Annotated in this window: 22 protein-coding genes; 13 read left to right on the top strand and 9 right to left on the bottom strand. The window is 62.6% G+C overall.

The window, feature by feature from the left end:
* Positions 1-66: 66 nt before the first annotated feature.
* The 3 genes from AC1XDK_RS05050 (at position 67) to AC1XDK_RS05040 (ending at position 2,147) form a co-directional block, all read left to right on the top strand.
* Entirely contained in the window at positions 67-495 is a 429-nt protein-coding gene (locus AC1XDK_RS05050; protein WP_483348676.1) for a class I SAM-dependent methyltransferase, read from the top strand.
* A gap of 42 nt (positions 496-537) precedes the next feature.
* Entirely contained in the window at positions 538-1,380 is an 843-nt protein-coding gene (locus AC1XDK_RS05045; RefSeq protein ID WP_483348675.1) for a polyprenyl synthetase family protein, read from the top strand.
* Between the two features lie 311 nt (positions 1,381-1,691).
* Positions 1,692-2,147: a DUF5814 domain-containing protein gene (locus AC1XDK_RS05040; RefSeq protein WP_483348674.1), complete on the top strand. Its 456-nt coding sequence runs from the start codon at positions 1,692-1,694 to the stop codon at positions 2,145-2,147.
* Positions 2,148-2,153: 6 nt separating this feature from the next.
* Here the strand turns inward: AC1XDK_RS05040 and AC1XDK_RS05035 are convergent, their stop codons facing one another.
* Entirely contained in the window at positions 2,154-2,558 is a 405-nt protein-coding gene (locus AC1XDK_RS05035) for a DUF8146 domain-containing protein (protein WP_483348673.1), read from the bottom strand.
* A 95-nt stretch (positions 2,559-2,653) separates the two neighbouring features.
* On the opposite strand from AC1XDK_RS05035, the gene AC1XDK_RS05030 reads away from it, so the two are divergent.
* On the top strand, positions 2,654-3,487 hold the full coding sequence (locus tag AC1XDK_RS05030) for a mechanosensitive ion channel family protein (RefSeq protein ID WP_483348672.1): 834 nt from the start codon (positions 2,654-2,656) through the stop codon (positions 3,485-3,487).
* Positions 3,488-3,491: 4 nt separating this feature from the next.
* Here the strand turns inward: AC1XDK_RS05030 and AC1XDK_RS05025 are convergent, their stop codons facing one another.
* Positions 3,492-4,136 carry a helix-turn-helix domain-containing protein gene (locus AC1XDK_RS05025; protein ID WP_483348671.1) on the bottom strand — a complete coding sequence of 215 codons (645 nt, stop codon included), beginning with the start codon at positions 4,134-4,136 and terminating at the stop codon, positions 3,492-3,494.
* 95 nt (positions 4,137-4,231) lie between these two features.
* On the opposite strand from AC1XDK_RS05025, the gene hutU reads away from it, so the two are divergent.
* Genes hutU through hutH form a run of 4 tightly spaced genes read left to right on the top strand, consistent with a single transcriptional unit; the run spans position 4,232 to position 9,771 of the window.
* Positions 4,232-6,013 carry a urocanate hydratase gene (hutU, locus tag AC1XDK_RS05020; RefSeq protein WP_483348670.1) on the top strand — a complete coding sequence of 594 codons (1,782 nt, stop codon included), beginning with the start codon at positions 4,232-4,234 and terminating at the stop codon, positions 6,011-6,013.
* The gene (hutG, locus tag AC1XDK_RS05015) at positions 6,010-6,963 is read left to right on the top strand and encodes a formimidoylglutamase (protein WP_483348669.1); all 954 of its coding nucleotides are present in this window, start codon (positions 6,010-6,012) and stop codon (positions 6,961-6,963) included. The genes hutU and hutG overlap by 4 nt, the downstream gene beginning before the upstream one ends.
* The gene (gene hutI, locus AC1XDK_RS05010) at positions 6,960-8,207 is read left to right on the top strand and encodes an imidazolonepropionase (protein ID WP_483348668.1); all 1,248 of its coding nucleotides are present in this window, start codon (positions 6,960-6,962) and stop codon (positions 8,205-8,207) included. The genes hutG and hutI overlap by 4 nt, the downstream gene beginning before the upstream one ends.
* The gene (hutH, locus tag AC1XDK_RS05005; RefSeq protein ID WP_483348667.1) at positions 8,200-9,771 is read left to right on the top strand and encodes a histidine ammonia-lyase; all 1,572 of its coding nucleotides are present in this window, start codon (positions 8,200-8,202) and stop codon (positions 9,769-9,771) included. The genes hutI and hutH overlap by 8 nt, the downstream gene beginning before the upstream one ends.
* Here hutH and AC1XDK_RS05000 read toward each other — a convergent pair.
* From AC1XDK_RS05000 to AC1XDK_RS04990, 3 genes are all read right to left on the bottom strand, one after another.
* The gene (locus tag AC1XDK_RS05000) at positions 9,768-10,001 is read right to left on the bottom strand and encodes a hypothetical protein (protein WP_483348666.1); all 234 of its coding nucleotides are present in this window, start codon (positions 9,999-10,001) and stop codon (positions 9,768-9,770) included. The two genes, hutH and AC1XDK_RS05000, sit on opposite strands and share 4 nt — an antisense overlap.
* Positions 10,002-10,122: 121 nt before the next feature.
* Positions 10,123-10,767, bottom strand: coding sequence for an RPA family protein (locus AC1XDK_RS04995; RefSeq protein ID WP_483348665.1), 645 nt, complete (start codon positions 10,765-10,767; stop codon positions 10,123-10,125).
* A 1-nt stretch (position 10,768) separates the two neighbouring features.
* A complete protein-coding gene (locus AC1XDK_RS04990; RefSeq protein ID WP_483348664.1) occupies positions 10,769-11,698 on the bottom strand; it encodes a replication factor A in 930 nt (309 codons plus the stop codon).
* Between the two features lie 225 nt (positions 11,699-11,923).
* Between AC1XDK_RS04990 and AC1XDK_RS04985 the strand changes: the two genes are divergently transcribed.
* From AC1XDK_RS04985 to AC1XDK_RS04970, 4 genes are all read left to right on the top strand, one after another.
* On the top strand, positions 11,924-12,235 hold the full coding sequence (locus AC1XDK_RS04985; RefSeq protein ID WP_483348662.1) for a DUF7091 family protein: 312 nt from the start codon (positions 11,924-11,926) through the stop codon (positions 12,233-12,235).
* Between the two features lie 327 nt (positions 12,236-12,562).
* On the top strand, positions 12,563-13,096 hold the full coding sequence (locus AC1XDK_RS04980; RefSeq protein ID WP_483348661.1) for an HdeD family acid-resistance protein: 534 nt from the start codon (positions 12,563-12,565) through the stop codon (positions 13,094-13,096).
* A gap of 97 nt (positions 13,097-13,193) precedes the next feature.
* Positions 13,194-14,183, top strand: a complete 990-nt coding sequence (locus AC1XDK_RS04975; RefSeq protein ID WP_483348660.1) for a mannose-1-phosphate guanylyltransferase — start codon at positions 13,194-13,196, stop codon at positions 14,181-14,183.
* Positions 14,184-14,228: 45 nt separating this feature from the next.
* Positions 14,229-14,498 carry a hypothetical protein gene (locus AC1XDK_RS04970; RefSeq protein ID WP_483348659.1) on the top strand — a complete coding sequence of 90 codons (270 nt, stop codon included), beginning with the start codon at positions 14,229-14,231 and terminating at the stop codon, positions 14,496-14,498.
* Here the strand turns inward: AC1XDK_RS04970 and AC1XDK_RS04965 are convergent.
* From AC1XDK_RS04965 to AC1XDK_RS04950, 4 genes are read right to left on the bottom strand one after another with little or no spacing between them, the layout of a single operon-like run.
* A complete protein-coding gene (locus AC1XDK_RS04965) occupies positions 14,495-15,169 on the bottom strand; it encodes a Dph6-related ATP pyrophosphatase (protein ID WP_483348658.1) in 675 nt (224 codons plus the stop codon). The two genes, AC1XDK_RS04970 and AC1XDK_RS04965, sit on opposite strands and share 4 nt — an antisense overlap.
* Positions 15,169-15,954 (bottom strand): SDR family oxidoreductase, encoded by a 786-nt coding sequence (locus AC1XDK_RS04960; RefSeq protein ID WP_483348657.1) that lies wholly within the window; start codon positions 15,952-15,954, stop codon positions 15,169-15,171. The genes AC1XDK_RS04965 and AC1XDK_RS04960 overlap by 1 nt, the downstream gene beginning before the upstream one ends.
* A 22-nt stretch (positions 15,955-15,976) precedes the next feature.
* Positions 15,977-16,498: a Tfx family DNA-binding protein gene (locus AC1XDK_RS04955; protein ID WP_483348917.1), complete on the bottom strand. Its 522-nt coding sequence runs from the start codon at positions 16,496-16,498 to the stop codon at positions 15,977-15,979.
* An 18-nt stretch (positions 16,499-16,516) separates the two neighbouring features.
* Positions 16,517-16,969, bottom strand: a complete 453-nt coding sequence (locus AC1XDK_RS04950) for a TRAM domain-containing protein (protein WP_483348656.1) — start codon at positions 16,967-16,969, stop codon at positions 16,517-16,519.
* 329 nt (positions 16,970-17,298) lie between these two features.
* On the opposite strand from AC1XDK_RS04950, the gene AC1XDK_RS04945 reads away from it, so the two are divergent.
* Positions 17,299-17,739 (top strand): GNAT family N-acetyltransferase, encoded by a 441-nt coding sequence (locus AC1XDK_RS04945; protein WP_483348655.1) that lies wholly within the window; start codon positions 17,299-17,301, stop codon positions 17,737-17,739.
* The last annotated feature ends 114 nt before the right edge of the window (positions 17,740-17,853 follow it).

Raw genomic sequence — 17,853 nt, 5'->3', positions numbered from 1 at the left:
TTTCGCTCGAACGACGAGTGCGGTTCGACTAGCGACCTTTTTCGTGCCCCTCGCTGAGCGGAGATTATGACCGACGAGCGAGACTCGCCGCTGGCACTCTCCGCCTCCGAGAAGTTGGCCGACGACTATTCCGAGCGAGCGCCGACGAAGCCATTCAACGCCGACCTCGAACGCCCGACGACGCAGGGATTGCTGCCGGACGTTTCGGGGATGGACGTATTGGACGCTGGCTGTGGACCGGGCATCACGACGGCGTATCTGCTGGAAGCGGATGCCGAGGTGACCGGCATCGATGCGAGTCCGGCGATGGGTGCCGACGTACCGCCGACCGCTTGCAGCGATTCTGAATCCCCTCCTGAACGCCGTTTTCCGACTCGACCGTATCGAGGAAGCCCGACCGACCGAGGTGTTTTGGGAAAAAGACCGGAAACGTTCGGGCGAGTATCCCGCGAACCTACGTTTCTGTCGCTCCGGGCGGTGATGACAGCGGACTGAACCCGTCACGTATTTGCGTGCCCCGTCCTGAAGCACAGACGAATGGAGTACCTGATGGCCCGCAGGACGCTCGTCGAGGACCGGTTGGAGGAGGTTGTTGGGCGGGTCGAACCACGCGAACTGTCGGAGCAGTTGGCCCACACGGCACTCTCGGGTGGCAAACGGGTTCGACCCACCGTTGCCATGCTGGCCTGTGAGGCCGCGGGCGGCGACGCCGAGAACGCCGTCGATTTCGGCGTCGGTATCGAACTCGTCCACGACGCGTCGCTCGTCGTCGACGACATCATCGACCGGTCGGACGTGCGGCGCGGGACGGAGAGCGCGTGGGCCGAGTACGGCTACGGTCCGGCCATCATCGCCAGCGACGGGATGCTCGGTGAGGCCTTCGAACTGTTCTCGTCCGACCCGCGCGCGATGGAAGTCGTCGCGGAGTCGATGATAGAACTCGGCATGGGCGAGGCGTCGGAACTCGTTTCCATGCCGTCGAACCAGTCCGAGTACATGGGACTCGCCCGACGGAAGACCGGCGCGCTGTTCCGCGCCGCCGCCGAACTGGGAGCAATCGCGGCCGACGCCGACCCGGAGACGGTCGATGCCTTCGGCGAATACGCCGAACGCGTCGGCATCGCCTTCCAGATTCGGGACGACGTCCTCGACGCCACGGCGGACCCCGACGAACTCGGGAAACCGACGGGACAGGACGAGGAAATCGGTCGTCCCTCCATCGTCCAAGTGACCGACCTCAGCGCGGACGAGGCGAACGAACTCGCCCACGAACAGTCGGACGCGGCGTTAGCCGCCCTCGACAGGGTGGACGCCTCGGACTCGGCCGCGTTGGACTATCTGCGCGACTTCGCGGAGTTCGTCGTCACGCGCGAACACTGAGACTCTCATCCGTTTTTCTCGCGCATTTTCGTATCCGATTTCAGGACGCGCGATTCAGGCAGTTCGCTCGAACGACGCGAACTGCCTGAATGCCCGGGGAGGAATGGGGTCGCCGAGGGCGGTCGGCCGTGCGGTTCCGGCCGACCGCCCGCATGCGGTGCGGTCGTGTTCCCTAGCAACTGTCTCCCTAGCACTCGTCGCTACTGTCGTCACTTTCACCGTTACCACTGTTACCCCAACATGGTACTCACGATGTTCCCCTTCGTTGACGACACCCTTATCCGAATCCACCGAATAGAAATCGAACAAGCGTGGCTATCACGGACAAAATCTACGTCAAAAACCATCGGCAAATCTCCTCGCAGTTGGAGACGAACATCCCGAAGGGGGCGTTCAAGGGCGCGACCCTCGACATCCTGTTTCAGGGCGACGGCCTCCAGAAACTCGACGAGGCGACGCGTGACCGCGTCCTCGACTTCGCCGAGGACTTTCTTGACTGTGACTGCCAGAGCAACCCCTACTGTGGCTGTCCGGAACGGAAGTTCATGCAGTATCTCCTCGAACTCCGCGAAGGCGGCCTCGGCCCCGATGCAATCGTGGACGTGATGACCGACGACTATCTGGTGTACGCTTATCCGGGCGACGTCCTCTCTTTCTTGGACGACTCGGTTCGAACGCTCGAAGCCGTCGAGGAACTCGCCGCCGTGGAGGGCGACGACTCGATGGAGTCGCGCTCGCGCCAGAAGAAACACTCGCTGTCGGGCTAACTCCGGCTATCCCAACCGGAACGGTTCGTCGTTCTCCATCTCGTCGTCCAACTCCTCCAACTGGATGACCTCCTCTTCGCCGTCGTCCACCATCGTCTGAAGGTGTCGGACGTACTCCTTGTGTTCCTGTAACTGTTCGCGGAGGTGTTCCGCTTCCAGTTCGAGGCGCTCGTGTTCCCGAACGAAGCTCTTGGGGACCTCGATTTTCGGCGGGAACGACTCCTCGTTGGTCTCCTCCCCGATCTGATTTTCGGGGACGACTTTGACCTTTCCGTCATGGGCGACCAGCAGGTCCACGTAGTCGCGGAACACAGCCGACAGCGAGATGTCGCGCTTTTCGGCGATTTCCCGCAGGGTTTCGAACGCGTCTTCGTTCACCCGGAAGGAAATCGTCTTGTTTTTGTTGCCCATCTCGATGTAGATTAGCGTCGTGCCGATATTTAACCTTTTGTCAGACGTCCGCACGGCCACAACGATGAGATGGGCATCGTCCCTCATGACTCGACATGCCGGTACGTCACGTCGGTCAACTCGATGAGCCAGTAGGGAACGCCCTCGAAAACGCGACCTTGCTGGACAAACTCCCGCAATATTTCTGGGGCGCGGTGATTTTCTCGATTTCGCTCGCCGCCTTCTACGTCGTCGGCCGTTTCGTGTTGGAACCGTTCGTCGAACGAGCACTTCGGATTCGAAGTGTCAATCGCACCGTCCGGGGTGCGATACTACGCGTCGTTCGTGCGGCGATTTGGTTCGCCGGAGTACTCATTGCACTCGACCTCGCCGGTGTCGATGTTTTCGGCGCGTCCGCGACGCTCGCGGCCGCATTGACCATCGCGGTCGGGTTCGCGACCCGCGATATCGCTGCGAACTTCGTCGGTGGCGTCTTCATCGTCACTGACCCACGGTTCAACATCGGCGACTGGATAACGTGGTCCGAAAACGAGGGCGTTATCGAGGACATCACGTTCCGGGTGACTCGCGTCCGGACCTTCGATAACGAACTCATCACGGTGCCGAACTCCGTACTCACGACCAATGCCGTGAAAAATCCCGTCGCGGGCGACATGCTTTGCGTTCGCCACGAGTTTCCCCTCGCGTACGACGTTGACGTCGATGCAGTAGAGGCCGTTCTCGTGGGAGAAGCGAAGCGCCACGACGATATCCTGAACGAACCGGAACCGTCCGTTCACATCACGGACATGGACGACTCACGTCTCACGGTCGAAATCTCGTTCTGGATAGACGACCCGACACGCTCCGAGTTCGTGGCGGCCCGCTCGGAGTTTTTCCACCGAGTGAATCGACGGTTCGACGAGGTGGAAATCACGCCGGCAGGCTGACGATTTAGTAAAACGACGCCATTCCGCCGACGATCTTGTTCTCCGCTCGCCGCAGGTGTTCCTCCAACGTCCGGCGCTCGATATCCATCTCCGCCGCGATTTCCGTCGTCGTCGTTTCGCGCGGAATCCGATAGTATCCCATATCGACCGCCAACACCAACGCCTCCTGTTGACGGGGTGAGAGGTCGGGCAACGCGGTTTCGGGTGTGAGGAGCGGTCTGTCTCCCGATACCGCCCTGATCTCCCGCTTCGATTCGACCGTCACTGGAAACGCCGTCACGAGGTCACGATACAGCGCGGTCAGGTTCGACGAATCGAGCGACAGTATCCGACACCACTTTTCACCGTCGACGTAGCGCAACGGCGGGACGAGCAGACAGTTGTGGCGGGCGAGAAACGACTCGACGGTGTCCGTTTCGCGCTCTTTCAGACACGTTTCTGTCATCGCCACCCGTTCGTCACCCTCGACCAGCAGTTCTTGCACGCCGACGAGTCGCTCGATGCGCCGGAGGACGTCTTCCCCGTTCGGACCGCTGACGTGCAGCAGGTCGCAGTGGTCGTTACACCACAACTCGACGGTCGCCCCGCTTCCGGCCGTCGCTTCCGCGGGAACGCTCGGTTGTTCGATTCGCAGCACCACCTCGTGCATAATCGGGGATTTTCGCCGAAACTATTTAAAGAACCCTCCAAATGCAGGGCCGTGGGTCTTTGCTCTCCGCGTACATACTACGACCTAGAAACCGAATGAACGACCGACCGGAACCCGACCACGACATCGGCGACCCGAGCGCCCAGTGGCGCGACTATCAGGGTGCGCCCACCGGAACGGACATCGAATGTAACGGCTGGCGACAGGAAGCGGCCCTCCGCATGCTGAACAACAACCTCGACCCGGACGTCGGCGAGAAACCCGAAGAACTCGTCGTCTACGGTGGGACGGGGCGAGCGGCCCGCTCGTGGGACGCCTACGACGCCATCATGGCCGAACTGCGGGAACTGGACGACGACGAGACGCTCCTCGTCCAGTCCGGCAAACCCGTGGGGCGGTTCACGACGCACGAACGCGCTCCCCGCGTTCTCATCGCGAACTCCAACCTCGTCGGCAAGTGGGACGACTGGGAACACTTCCACGAACTCGAAGCGAAGGGGCTCATCATGTACGGCCAGATGACCGCCGGGTCGTGGGCCTACATCGGAACGCAGGGAATCATTCAGGGCACCTACGAGACGCTCGCCGCCCTCGCCGACGAACATTACGACGGCGACCTCACGGGAAAGATCGTCGTGACGGGCGGCCTCGGCGGCATGGGCGGTGCTCAACCCCTCGCCGTCACGATGAATCACGGCGTCTGTATCGCAGCAGAGGTGGACGAGGACCGAATCGACCGCCGCATCGAAACCGGCTACTGCATGGAGAAAACGGACGATTTGGACGACGCCATCGAGAAGGCGGAGGAAGCCGCCGAGAACGGCGAAGCGTACTCCATCGGCGTCCACATCAACGCCGCCGACATGCTCGAAGGGATGCTCGACGGGGGGTTCATCCCGGATATCATCACCGACCAGACGAGCGCCCACGACGAATTGGAAGGCTACTACCCGTCCGGGTATACCGTCGAGGAAGCCGACGGACTCCGCGAGGAAGACCCAGAACAGTACGTTACGGAGAGCTTGGACACGATGGTCCGCCACGTGCAGGCCATTCTCGACATTCAGGACGCGGGCGCTGTCGCCTTCGAATACGGCAACAACATCCGCGGACAAGTGAAAGAACACCGCGACATGCGACACGCGTTCGACTTCCCCGGATTCGTTCCGGCGTACGTTCGCCCGCTGTTCTGTCAAGGCAAGGGTCCCTTCCGCTGGGCCGCACTGTCCGGCAATCCCGAGGACATCCACCGCACCGACGAGGCCGTCGTGGAACTGTTCCCCGAAAAGGAGCAACTTCACCGCTGGATAGACCTCGCACAGGAACAGGTCGAATTTCAAGGGCTCCCCTCGCGTGTGTGTTGGCTTGGCTATGAGACGGGCGATGCTCTGTCGGAGCATCGAAACGAAGGCGGCCCTGCCGCCGAAGATGACGAAGACGGCCTCACGGAACGTGCCCGCTTCGCCCTCCGAATCAACGAACTCGTCGCGGACGGTGAAATCGAGGCCCCAATCGTCGTCACGCGCGACCACCTCGACGCTGGGTCCGTCGCCAGCCCAAACCGCGAAACGGAAGCCATGCGCGACGACTCGGACGCCATCGCCGACTGGCCGATTCTGAACGCCCTGCTCAACTGCGCGGCGGGTGCGGATATCGTGTCCGTCCACGACGGCGGTGGCGTCGGCATCGGCAACGCGCTTCACACCAACAACCACGTCGTCCTCGACGGGTCCGAGTTGGCCGCCGAGAAGGCCCGTCGCGTCTTCACCACCGACCCCGGTATGGGCGTGATTCGTCACGCCGACGCGGGCTACGATGAGGCGATAGAACAGGCCGAGAAATCGAACGTCGCGGTTCCGATGCGTGACCGACGATGACCGGACTGAACCCACCGTCGGAATGGCGCGGCACGTCCGACGACCCGAACGACGAACAGTTCGGCGACATCGTCGAAACCGTCCCGGAATTGGACGACGCTCATCTCTCCGAGTTCGACGCGGTTCTACTCGGCGAACCGTTCGACCACGCCGTTATCGGTCGGAAAGGGGCCGCAGACGGCCCGGCGGCACTCCGCGAGAGTCTCGCTGGAGTGAAAACGCACCACTTCGACGCCGGTCCGGTCGGCCGTATCGGGGACGTCGGCGACGTGATGCTCGTGCTCGATTCGGACGAACCGAACGACGTGACCACTGAGTTGCTTCAGGAGAAGGCACGTGTCCTCACGACCCGCCTCCACGCCGCCGACACGCTTCCCGTCTTCCTCGGCGGCGACAACTCCTTCACCTATCCGAACGCCGCGCCGCTCCTCGAAGACGGGTCGCTCGGCGTCGTCAACTTCGACGCACACCTCGACGTGCGCGAAGTGCGCGACGACCCGACCAGCGGTACTCCCTACCGACAGTTGTTCGATGCTGGCCTCGACGCTTACGCCTGCGTCGGTGCGCGTCACTTCGAGACGAGTTCGCCGTACGCCGAGTTCGTCCGCGAATCGGACGGTGAAATCGTCACCGCGGAGGAGGTCGGCGAGGATTCCGTCTCCGCCATCGACACCGCGCTCGATTCGCTCGGCGACGTGGACGCCGTGTTCGTGAGCGTCGATGTGGACGTCCTCGACGCCGCGTTCGCTCCCGGCGTCAGCGCACCGACGCCCGGCGGTATCTCCTCGCGCGAACTGTTCCGGATGCTCCGGCTCGCCGCCAGCGACGACCGGGTCGCTGGCTTCGAAGTCGTGGAATGTGCCCCGTCGCTCGACCGGGACGGCCTGACGGTAACGGCGGGTGCACGGGCAATCGCACACTTCCTCTCCGCCGCTGGAGGTGGCCGATGAACGGTTCGGAATCGGACGAAAACGACGACCTCACCGCCGTCGTTCACGACGCGGCACAGGTCGTCACCGTCGAGGAGGACGGCTCCCTCGGCATCTACGAGGACGCCGCAATCGCGGTGGTCGACGGAGAAGTCGCACGAATCGGCGCGACGGGTCCCGTCACTCGGGAGTTTCCGCCGGAGAACGCGACGCACGCTGTCGATGCGAGCGGTAAAGCGGTGATTCCCGGTTTCGTCGACCCGCACACCCACGCGCTGTTCGCCGGAGACCGTTCGGACGAGTTCGAGGCGAAGCTACAGGGCAAGGCGTATGGGGAAATCCTCGCCGACGGCGGCGGTATCCTCCGAACCGTGCAGGCGGTACGGGACGCCAGCGACGAGGAGTTGCTCGCAAACCTGCTTTCGGACCTCGATACGATGCTCGCCCACGGGACGACCACGGTCGAGGTCAAATCCGGCTACGGGTTGGATACGACAACCGAACTTCGAATGCTCGACGCGATTTCGCGGGCCGACGACCGCCACGCCGTCGACGTCGTGCCGACGTTCATGGGCGCCCACGCGATTCCGGAAGGTCGGAACCCGGACGAGTACGTGGACGAAGTCGTCGAGGAACAGATTCCCGCCGTCGCGGAACAGGGAATCGCCGAGTTCTGTGACGTGTTCTGCGAGGAGGGCGTCTTCACCGTTCCACAATCGCGTCGCGTCCTGAAAACCGGCGAGGAATACGGGCTGACCCCGAAGGTTCACGCCGAGGAATTAGCCCATATCGGCGGGTCGCAACTCGCCGCCGACCTCGGCGCGACGAGCGCAGACCATCTCCTCTACGCGACAGCGGAAGACATCGCCGCCCTGACCGATGCGGGTGTCGTCCCCGTCCTATTGCCGGGAACCGCCTTCGGCCTCGGCGCGGAGTTCGCCGACGCTCGTGCGTTCCTCGACGCTGGCGCGCCCGTGGCCATCGCCACGGATTTCAACCCGAACTGCCACTCTCAGAGCATGGGCTTCGCCTCGTCGCTCGCCTGCGTCGAAATGGGTATGACGCCCGCCGAGGCGCTGGTCGCCGGGACGAAACACGCCGCGATGGCGCTCGATATCGATGACGGAACCGGAACGCTTCAACCGGGTTCCTCGGCCGACATCGCGGTCATCGACGCGCCGAATTACGTCCACGTCCCCTACACCTTCGGCGTGAACACGGTCGAGACGGTGCTGAAAGAAGGCGAGGTGGTTCATCATGAGTGAAATCGAAATCGACGGCGAATCGCTGACGCCGGAAGACGTGGAACGAGTCGCGCGCGACGACGCGACCGTCTTCGTCTCCGACGACGCCCGCGAACGGGTCAGAACCGCACGAAAACGCGTCGAACAGGTGGTCGAAAGCGGCGAAGCCGTCTATGGCGTCAACACCGGATTCGGCGAACTCGTGGACCAGCGGATTCCGCGCGAGGACATCGAGACGCTCCAGACCAACCTCGTTCGGAGTCACGCCGCGGGTGCAGGTAGGGAACTGCGCCGCGAGGAAGTCCGTGCCATGATGCTCGGGCGAGTCAACGCGCTCGTCAAGGGTTACTCCGGCATCCGCGAAGTTGTCGTGGACCAACTGGTCACGATGCTGAACGAGGGCGTCCACCCGGTCGTCAAATCCCGCGGAAGCCTCGGCGCGAGCGGCGACCTCGCGCCCCTCGCACACCTCGCGCTTGTCATCATGGGCGAGGGAATCGCCACCGTGGACGGCGAACGACTCGACGGCTCCGAAGCGCTCGAAACCGCCGGAACCGAACCGGTAACGCTCGCGGCCAAGGAGGGGCTGGCGCTCATCAACGGCACACAGCTTTCGGTCGGTCTCGCCGCGCTCGTCGTCCGCGACGCCGAACGAGCGATTCGGGCCGCGGACGTCGCCGGTGCGCTCACGACCGAAGTGACGATGGGAACGACGGCCTCCGCGGACTCCGTCATCGCCGACGTCCGCCCCCACGACGGTCACGCGAAGAGCGCGCGAAACATCAAGCGCCTCACTGCCAACTCCGAAATCGTCGAGTCTCACCGCAACTGTGACCGGGTGCAGGACGCCTACTCGATTCGATGTATGCCGCAGGTCCACGGCGCGGTTCGGGACGCCGTCGCCCACCTTCGGAACGCCGTCGAAATCGAACTCAACAGCGCGACGGACAACCCGCTCATCTTCCCGGCCGACGACGTTCACAGTCGCGCGAGCGGCGCGGGTGACGCCGCCGTCCTCTCCGGCGGGAACTTCCACGGGGACCCGCTCGCGCTCCCGCTCGACTATCTGACGAACGCCGTCACCGAACTCGCGGCAATCTCGGAGCGTCGGGTGGACCGCATGCTCAATCCGAACATCCAAGAATCACACCTGCCGCCGTTCCTCACCGAACACAGCGGGTTGCGCTCGGGCTACATGATAGCCCAGTACACCGCCGCGGCGCTGTTGAACGAAAACCGCTCTATCGGCCGCGCCTCGATGGACAACACGCCGGTCAGCGGCAATCAGGAGGACCACGTGAGTATGAGCGCACAGAGCGCGTACAACGCTCGCCGTGCCGTGGCGAACGCGATTTCCATCGTCGGCGTCGAACTCGTCTGTGGCGCACAGGCCGCGGAGTTCGTCTCCGATGACCTCGCACACGGCGTGGGCACCGACGCGGCTTACGAGGCCGTCCGCGAAGTCGTCCCGCCGCTCGTTGAGGACCGACCTATCCACGAGGACATCTCCGCCGCCGAGACCTTGGTCTGGTCCGGCCTGCTCGAAGAACGCGTGGAACGTGCGCTCCCCGACCCTCTCGACTAATCCGCCATCGTTCGGGTCGAATCCGTCGACGTCCCGATGCGCGGTTTTCCCGCCCTATCGAGCGCCCACACGCCGTGTTCCTCGCATTCGAACACACGGCTAAAGACGCGCTCCGATTCTGCACTGCACTTCGGACACGGACGGCTCGGCCCCTCGGCGGACGTGTCCGCACCCATCTCGGCGTACACGTCCCGCCAATCGCCGCTCGGTGATGTTCGTTCGTCGGGCATGTCTGGTTCTCGTTTTGCGTTCGATGTTCGCTTCGCTGGTCGGTCGATAGACGGTACTCAGCTCGTCGCACAAACGACCGCTCCTGAAATGAAATTCGGGATGTGGAGTTCGCGGAGTACGCTATTGGGCCGTGGTTTCGCCCTCGGCATCCGCTCCGCCGGCAGCTTCGTCGCCGCCGTCGTCACCCGCTCCGTCGCCGGTGTCGAGACTTTCGAGCGCCCGAATCGCGTTGTCGCGGTAGGTGTCGATGGGGTGCTCGTACTCCTCTTTCGCCATTACGGCATAGCGATTGGTCTCGTCGTCGAACGCCTCGATGCGTTCGAGGGTTCGCTCGGCGGTTTCGACCACCCAGCGGTCCCGCGTCGATTCGTCCACCACGGTGATGGATTCGGGACGCAGGGAGACGTTCACCGTTCCGTCGTCCATCTCGAACGTCCGGGGTTTCCCGGCGATGGCGACGTAGGCCGGTGCTTCGAGTTCCCGAAGCATGGCCGCGGCGTCCGGCTGGTACTGCCCGGCGTAGACGAAGAACGTGTCCCCGTTCGGGTCCACGACCCGTCCGCGCCAGTACTCGCTGTCCTCACCGACGTCTTCCTTCTCGGTCAGCGTCCCGACAACGAAGACTCGGTTCGCTCGCTCGCCCGTGGGGAGGAGCAAGTAGACCGGTGCGCGCTCGTCGTCCGACTCCTTGAACGTGTAACTCGCGTCGTTGAACTCCGCCGCGAAGGTGCGGCGTGCGACCTCTCGTGTTGGTGCGTTACTCATGTTACATCGACCTCGCTTTGATAAGCGCCGCTTCGGCATCGACCGGCCCGGAGAGCAGTTCGACGTCGTTCGCGAGCAGGTACCGACCCATCGTCGGTCCCGTCACGCGGTAGTAGTGGCCGAGCGTCTTCTCGCGCATTTCGTCGGCCACGACGGTCGTGTCGAGCGCGTCCATCGCCATCTGCTTTGCCTCCTCTAATTCGATGCCGGTCAGGTTCTCGGTCGATTCCTGATTGAAGATGACCTCGTGAACGTCGAGGCCGTCGTCCAAGACGCCCTTGATTCGAAGGTCGAATTCGCCCTCCTGCTCGCCGTGTTCCGAACAACGGCCGTTCTGCAGGACACGCGTGCAGTCTTCTTTCGGGCAGCGCTTGATGAGGCCGCTGCCGGACTGGATGTCCACCAGTGCGCCCTCCATCTCGCTGCTGTTATCGCCGACTTCGATGTCGGCGTCGAGTTCCTCGACGGTGGTCGTGCGGTTGAGTTTCACCGAGTAGCGGCCCTGATACTCGTCCGTGACGACGTTGCCGAGCGTGTAGACCTTCCCTTCCTCCAACTCGGGCAGGTCGGATTTGGCCCACTTCGTGAACTTGATGGTACCCGTCTCGTCGCCGAGGAGGCCGACTTGTCCCACGGAGTCGCTCCGGGGTTCCCAAAGGTCGACGACCTTCGCGGTGAGGTTGACCCACTCCTCGTCGGTTTCGATATCTTCGACGTTCACGTCGCTGGTTCCGCCGGTTCGAATCTCGTCGCGTTCGAGTCCGGCCTCGTCCAGATAATGGCTGGTGACGCTTCGACGTGCCTCTTCCATCGGCACTTTGTAGTCATTGACGAGGCTGTCGAGACGCGACGCTACGTCGTCTACGGTCACGTCGAGATGGTCGGAGAACTGTTCGTGTATTTCTTCCGCATGCTGTCGCACATCGGTCATGGTTGTTCCGTCTCCACTTCGTTTTCTATGGGAGACATGCCGTGGTTGGTTCGCGATGGTATAAAAGGTTACGTGGGCAGAGCGAAAGTGAAAGTGGAGTATTCGGGCTCATGTGCTTGCTATTGCCGGGATACGTCGTCCACGAGCGTACCGCCCTCCCCTCGTCGTCCGCTTCGTTCGGTCGAATCGGGTTAACCTTTCATTCCCTCACCACCAAAGGGAGATATGGACGACCGCCTCGACCGTTTCCTCCGCGTCAAACTCCGGACGGTGGGAAAGAAGTACGCCGAAACCCGCGACTCGGCGACCCGCCAGATGGAGGAGGCGAGGGAGGCGTATCGAAACGCACAGGACACGGTTCTCGCCGATTTGCCGCGTGACGAGCACGGCCGGGCGAAGATAGTCTGCCGTCGATACGTCGACCGGAGAGCGGCGCCGATAGACAAGGAAGGTCGCCCGAAATGCTTCGATGCGGACCACCCCGCGTGTGAAGGATGCGTCGAGGACATCCGCGAGGGAACCATCGAAACGTGGTGACGGTCGGACCTGAAACGAACACGATCTATGTTGACAATCTGATTTGCTCCTCCCGAAACCTCCAATCCGGGGTTCGTTTCAATCGGTCCTCGAGTAGATAGTTGCGATAAATGCTACGTTTGGGAAATTCACATTCTCCGCTTAGAACGCCTTTCCCCTTTCAATCTCAATAAATAGGTCTGATGGTTGGTATTTCTTTCAAATAATCAACACAACTTATTACCTTGGCAATCCAATAGGTATATCGGTGAAATTCAAATGAGCACTAATGTACAAAGCGGTGCGGATGTCGTATCCGAAACTACTGAGAGGTCGTGGCGTACTTCGATGGGGGCTGGGGTAATTATCGCCATAATCGGCGTTTTAGCCATCCTAGCACCGTTTGCGGCTGGCGTTTCGCTCTCGATTCTGCTCGGAGCACTGCTGGTCGTTGGAGCGCTCGTCCACGTCGCTCACTCCTTCTCGGGAGGATGGAAGCGGTTCTTCGTTCAGGGGATACTCGCGCTCATCTACGCCGTGGCCGGGATTTCGCTTCTGGCGAACCCGGTCATCGGACTCACGACGCTGACCATCCTGCTGGCGGCGTTCCTCGTCGTCGATGGGGTCCTCGAAATCGTCATGGGATTCCAGGCTCGCGGTAGTCGCGGCTGGGGCGCACTCATCGTGAGCGGCGTCTGCGCGCTCGTGATTGCTGCAATCGTCTGGGTCGGATGGCCGGCAACCGCGGCGTGGGCGCTTGGCCTCCTCTTCGGCGTGAACCTCCTCATCAGCGGACTGTCGATGATGTTCATGGCGCAGGGAACCCGGCACGAGAGCCGTGAGGACGCGACCCCGGAATCGGAACCGCGCGGTGCGGCGTAAACACACTTTTTTCGGCACGGATGGAGACACGAATCGGAGCCGACGGATTCGAATTTTAATGAGACGAATTTAAACGACACAGGGTTGTGGGAGGGATATGGACCGCCCGCTCGTCGCACTGATTATGGCCGGTGGCACCGGAACTCGGCTCTACCCCGCGAGTCGAAGCGACCGACCGAAGCAGTTCCTTCCGCTTCTCGGGGACGACTCGTTGCTCTCCCAAACCGTGAGTCGTGCTGGCTTCGCCGACGAACGCTTCGTCTGTACCTCCGAGGAACACGCTGACCTCGTCCGTGAACACGCACCCGAGGCGGGTATCCTCGTCGAACCGGAATCGAAGGACACCGGACCGGCGTTAGTGTACGCCACCCATCGAATCCGCGAGCAGGTCGGCGACTGCGTACTCCTCTGTCTGCCGAGCGACCACCACATCGCGGGCGATTTCGAGACGACTGCGCGCCGCGCCGCGTCTGTTGCAGTCGAAACGGAGGGGGTCGCCACGGTCGGTATCGAACCCGACCGTTCAGCGACAGAATACGGCTACATCGAACCAGACGAGGACCTCGGCGGCTACTTCAGCGTCTCGCAGTTCAGGGAAAAACCTGACAAATCGACCGCGACTCGGTTCGTCGAAGACGGCTTCTACTGGAACGCCGGGTTGTTCGCGTGGACGCCGGACGCCTTTCTTCAGGCCGCGCGTGATTCCCCGCTCGAACCGCTCGTCACCGCACTCGAAGGCGGCGACCCGAACGGGGGCTTCGACGCGGTATCCCCGGCGAGCGTCGATTACGCCGTCATGGAACGCGCCGACGACGTCTTCGTCGTTCCCGCCGAATTCAACTGGGACGACCTCGGTTCGTGGGACGCGTTCGAGCGCTTCGATTCCGGCGAGAACGTCCTCCTCAGTGACGCGCTGACCATCGACGCCACTGGAAACATCGTGGCGGGAGACAAACACGTGAGTCTCGTCGGTGTCGAGGACCTCGTGGTCGCCGCCTACGACGACCGCGTGTTGGTCGTCCCGAAATCCGAGGCACAACGCGTGCGCGAAGTCGTCGCGGAACTGCGCGAAGGGGACCGTTTCTGACCCGGCCGTCAGATTTCTGCATTTCCATCCCGAACCTGGGACGCTATGGCTGACACACCATCCGTCAAGTCGGTCGAAACCGCGGACGAATACATCCACGTCCGATTCCGCGACCCGGACGTGTTCGACACGATTCGAACGCCCGATTGGGCCGCAAACGCCGCACAGGACATCTCGGAGGGTTCGGAGGTTCGGACCGGCAAGCGAAGCGGCAGCGACGACTGGGAAATCCAGAGCGTCCTCATCAAAAAGCAGGCAGGAGAGGAGAAAGCCCGCGACGAAGCGAAGGAGATCGCACAGGAAATAGAGTCCTAGTACAGATCGCAGTAGTGGTACTCGCCGTCGCCCACCTCCTTCGTCACCGTTTCTCCGATTTCGACCGAAATCGGTGAGTCGAAGGTCGGCCCGTCCCAGACGAACGTGTGAAACTCGCCGTTTTCGCCGCAGGGGTCGACCCCGTCGGGAACGTCGGCGAGGAACGATTCGTCCAGTTCTCGACCCGCAAACGAGGCGTCCAGTTTCGCCCCATCGACGGTCACGACCGTCGCGCGGAACCCGGCGTCGAGATACGAACGAATCTGCCCGTCAGTGTCGGGGTTCCAGACCGGCCAACAGCCCTCGATATCCGTCCCCGCGAGTTGCTCTTTCCGGTACGCTCGGATGTCTTCGAGAAAGAGGTCCGCGAAGGCGACTCGCTCGATCCCACGTGTTTCGTACTCGGCCATCACGGCGGCCATTCGGGACTCGTACTCCTCGTTCGAGCACTCCATTGGGAGTTCGACGTACCGAATCGGTATCCCCAGCGCCTCGGCTTGTGCGTCGTACAACTCCCGGCGCACGCCGTGCATGCTACTTCGGCCGTTCTCCCCGACCGAGGTGAGGAGTTCCGTCACCTCGCCCAGTTCGAACAACGCGTAGGCGGCGTCCTTGCCGCCGCTCCACGAGAGGACGGTCGCCGGTTCCGCCGTTTGCGTTTCGCCCATCATCAGCTTCGCAGTCTTCCCCCGTCGATGGGAAGCGCGGCACCGTTTACGAAACTGGCGCGCTCGCTCGACAGGAACGCCACGGTGTCCCCGAGTTCCATCGGGTCGCCCACCCGTCCCATCGGGATGTCGCTCGCCCAGTCCGCCAAGCCCTCCTCGTAGGTGTCGTACTCGCCGCGTTCGAGGGCGGCCTCCACGAGTTCCTGAATCCGTGGCGTCTCGTGCGCGCCGGGAAGCACCGCGTTGACTCGAACGTCCGGCGCGAACTCGCGGGCCTGCGTCTGCATCAATCCGATGACGGCCCGCCGAACCGCGTTCGAAAGGACGAGTCCGTCGATGGCCTCCCGAACGCTCGTCGAGGTGATGTTCACCACCGTTCCGGTATCGCTGTCCGCGAGATACGGGTACGCCTGTTTCGTCAACCACACCGCGCTCATCACCAGCAGGTCGTAGGCGGCGTACCAATCGCGCTCTGTGGTGTCGAGAAACGGCCCGCTGGGCGGTCCACCCGCCGACGTGACGAGGTGGTCGAGTCCGCCGAACTCCTCGACGGTCAGATCGATCAGCGCCTCTATTTCGTCCGGGTCGGTGATGTCCGTCGGAACCGCGAGTACGTCCCCGCCGTCGAGTTCGGCGATTTCCGCCTCGGCGCTCGCCAATCTTTCCTCGTTCCGTGCGCAGATGACGACGTTGGCTCCCTCCCGTGCCAATGCCTTCGCGCTCGCCAAGCCGAGGCCGCTCGAACTCGCCGTTATCAGTGCCGTGTCACCCTCTATTTCGAGGTTCATACGTTCGAATCCGTGCGAACCGCTAAAACTCCTCGGGAGTCAGTCGTCTGACCGTCACCTCACCGTCCCGTGTCACGCCGATGAGCAGGGCGGTTCGAACCGTCCGCCCCTTCACCGCCCCGCCGGCCTCGTCGCTGATTCGTTTCATCAGCTCCGGTGCCGCATGGTTCACCTTTACCCCCTCCTCGTCACACGCTTCGTACACCCGCGACGGGACGTCGTAGAGGTCGCTCTCCGGTTCGACTTCCACCCGAACCGGCGCGCGAAGCGCTTCCGCGAACGCCACCGTCTCGTGTGCCTTCCTGATGTTCTCCCGAGCGCTGGCTTCGATACTCGAAACGTTCGCCCGCGACGTTCCCAACCGCTCCGCGATGGCCGCCTGCGCGGTATCACGTTCGCGGAGCGCGAGTACCTCCGCTTGTCGTCGGGTCAAAACACTCGTCTCCGCGTCGAACCCCGCCCGTCGGAGAATCTCGTCCGCGTCCGGTTGCTCACTCATTCGTTCCCTCCGACACGACTCGGCGTACGCCCCCCACCCGCAAATGACTGTCCACTCGTCGGTTTATCCGCCCCAGAAGTTGTCCCGACTTCCGAGGCGTTCCCGTTCACGGCGCTTCGACCGTCGGTCGGCGTTCCCTTTGCCGCCTTCGCTCGGCGTCTCGTCTTCCGCCTCGTCCGGTTCCATTGGCAACCGCTCCACGGGGTCGGCGAGCGCGTGGTTGCCCTTCACGTTCGTTATCTTCACCTTGGCACGAGCGTCGGGAAGGATGCCGTCCACGAGAACGATGAATCCCTCCTCCGTCCGACCGACGCCGGAACCGCTTTCGTGGATATCGTCGATTTCCACGATGACTTCCTGGCCTGGCTGGACCGGGGCGGTCTTCAACTCGCGGATGGGTTGGTTGTAGTGATTGCACCATTCCGCGCCGCCGCGGTCGCCGTAGTGATGACACCCCATCCCGCTGATTCGTTCTTCGAAACTGGGGCAGTCGTCGGCGAGTGGACAGTCCGGCATGCTTCAGGCTATAGCGGCGCGCGCCTAAACACTTCCGCAACCTTTTGCTGCGGTCGTGAACCGAGGGCGAGCGCGATTCGCGCTCGCCCTCGGTCTTACTCCCTGGCAAAAGGTTGATCAAAAGCCTACGTCGCCCCGCTCCCGTCACATCCGAAGACTCGCCTTTGCTCGTCTTCGTCGCTTCGTCGGGGGTTCCTCGCCCCGGAAATCAAAGATTTTCCGGAGGTTTGTCGGTGGTGTTGCTGGTCTCCGCGGTTGGGTCGCCGACCGATTTAATGAGTGTACGCCCCAGTAGAGTGGTTGTGAACCCGGTCATTCGGAACGCGAGGGTGGAAGACGCATCGTCGTTAGTCGAACTGTATCGCCGCTCGTACGAGGAGAACGAGGAAATCGGATTCCCATCTAGTGTCGCCGATTGCGACGAGGGGACTGTGACACGGTGGATTCACGACCGAACGGTGTTCGTCGCCACTCACGACGGGAAATTCGCCGGCGCTGTCCAGACGATTCCCCGTTCTGATTGGGATCTCCCCGAAATCGGCCGCCTCGCGGTCAGCCCTGCCTGGCAGGAACGAGGAATCGGAAGAGCGCTGCTCGAAGCGGTAGAAGAACACGTGAAGTCGGAAGGATGGGGAACGGTTCGCCTTCGAACGCTCTCGGACCACCCGTTCCTCGAAGACTGGTATCGCCGGTGTGGATACGAACGAATCGGCGTACAGCGACTTGATAACCGCCCCTACGACGCACCGATACTGGAAAAAGAACTGTAACCGAGAGGCGCTCTCCGCCTCGCTCGCGGTCAATTCACGCCAACGGCGTCCGTTCGACGACTTGCCGCGTGCACCTTTTTACTTCGTCGGGTTCGTTCGCATCGCTCGCGAACC

Source organism: Haladaptatus sp. HS23 (genome assembly GCF_056892285.1).
Note: the sequence above shows the minus strand (reverse complement) of the source record. Positions and strands in the feature narration are given on the sequence as shown.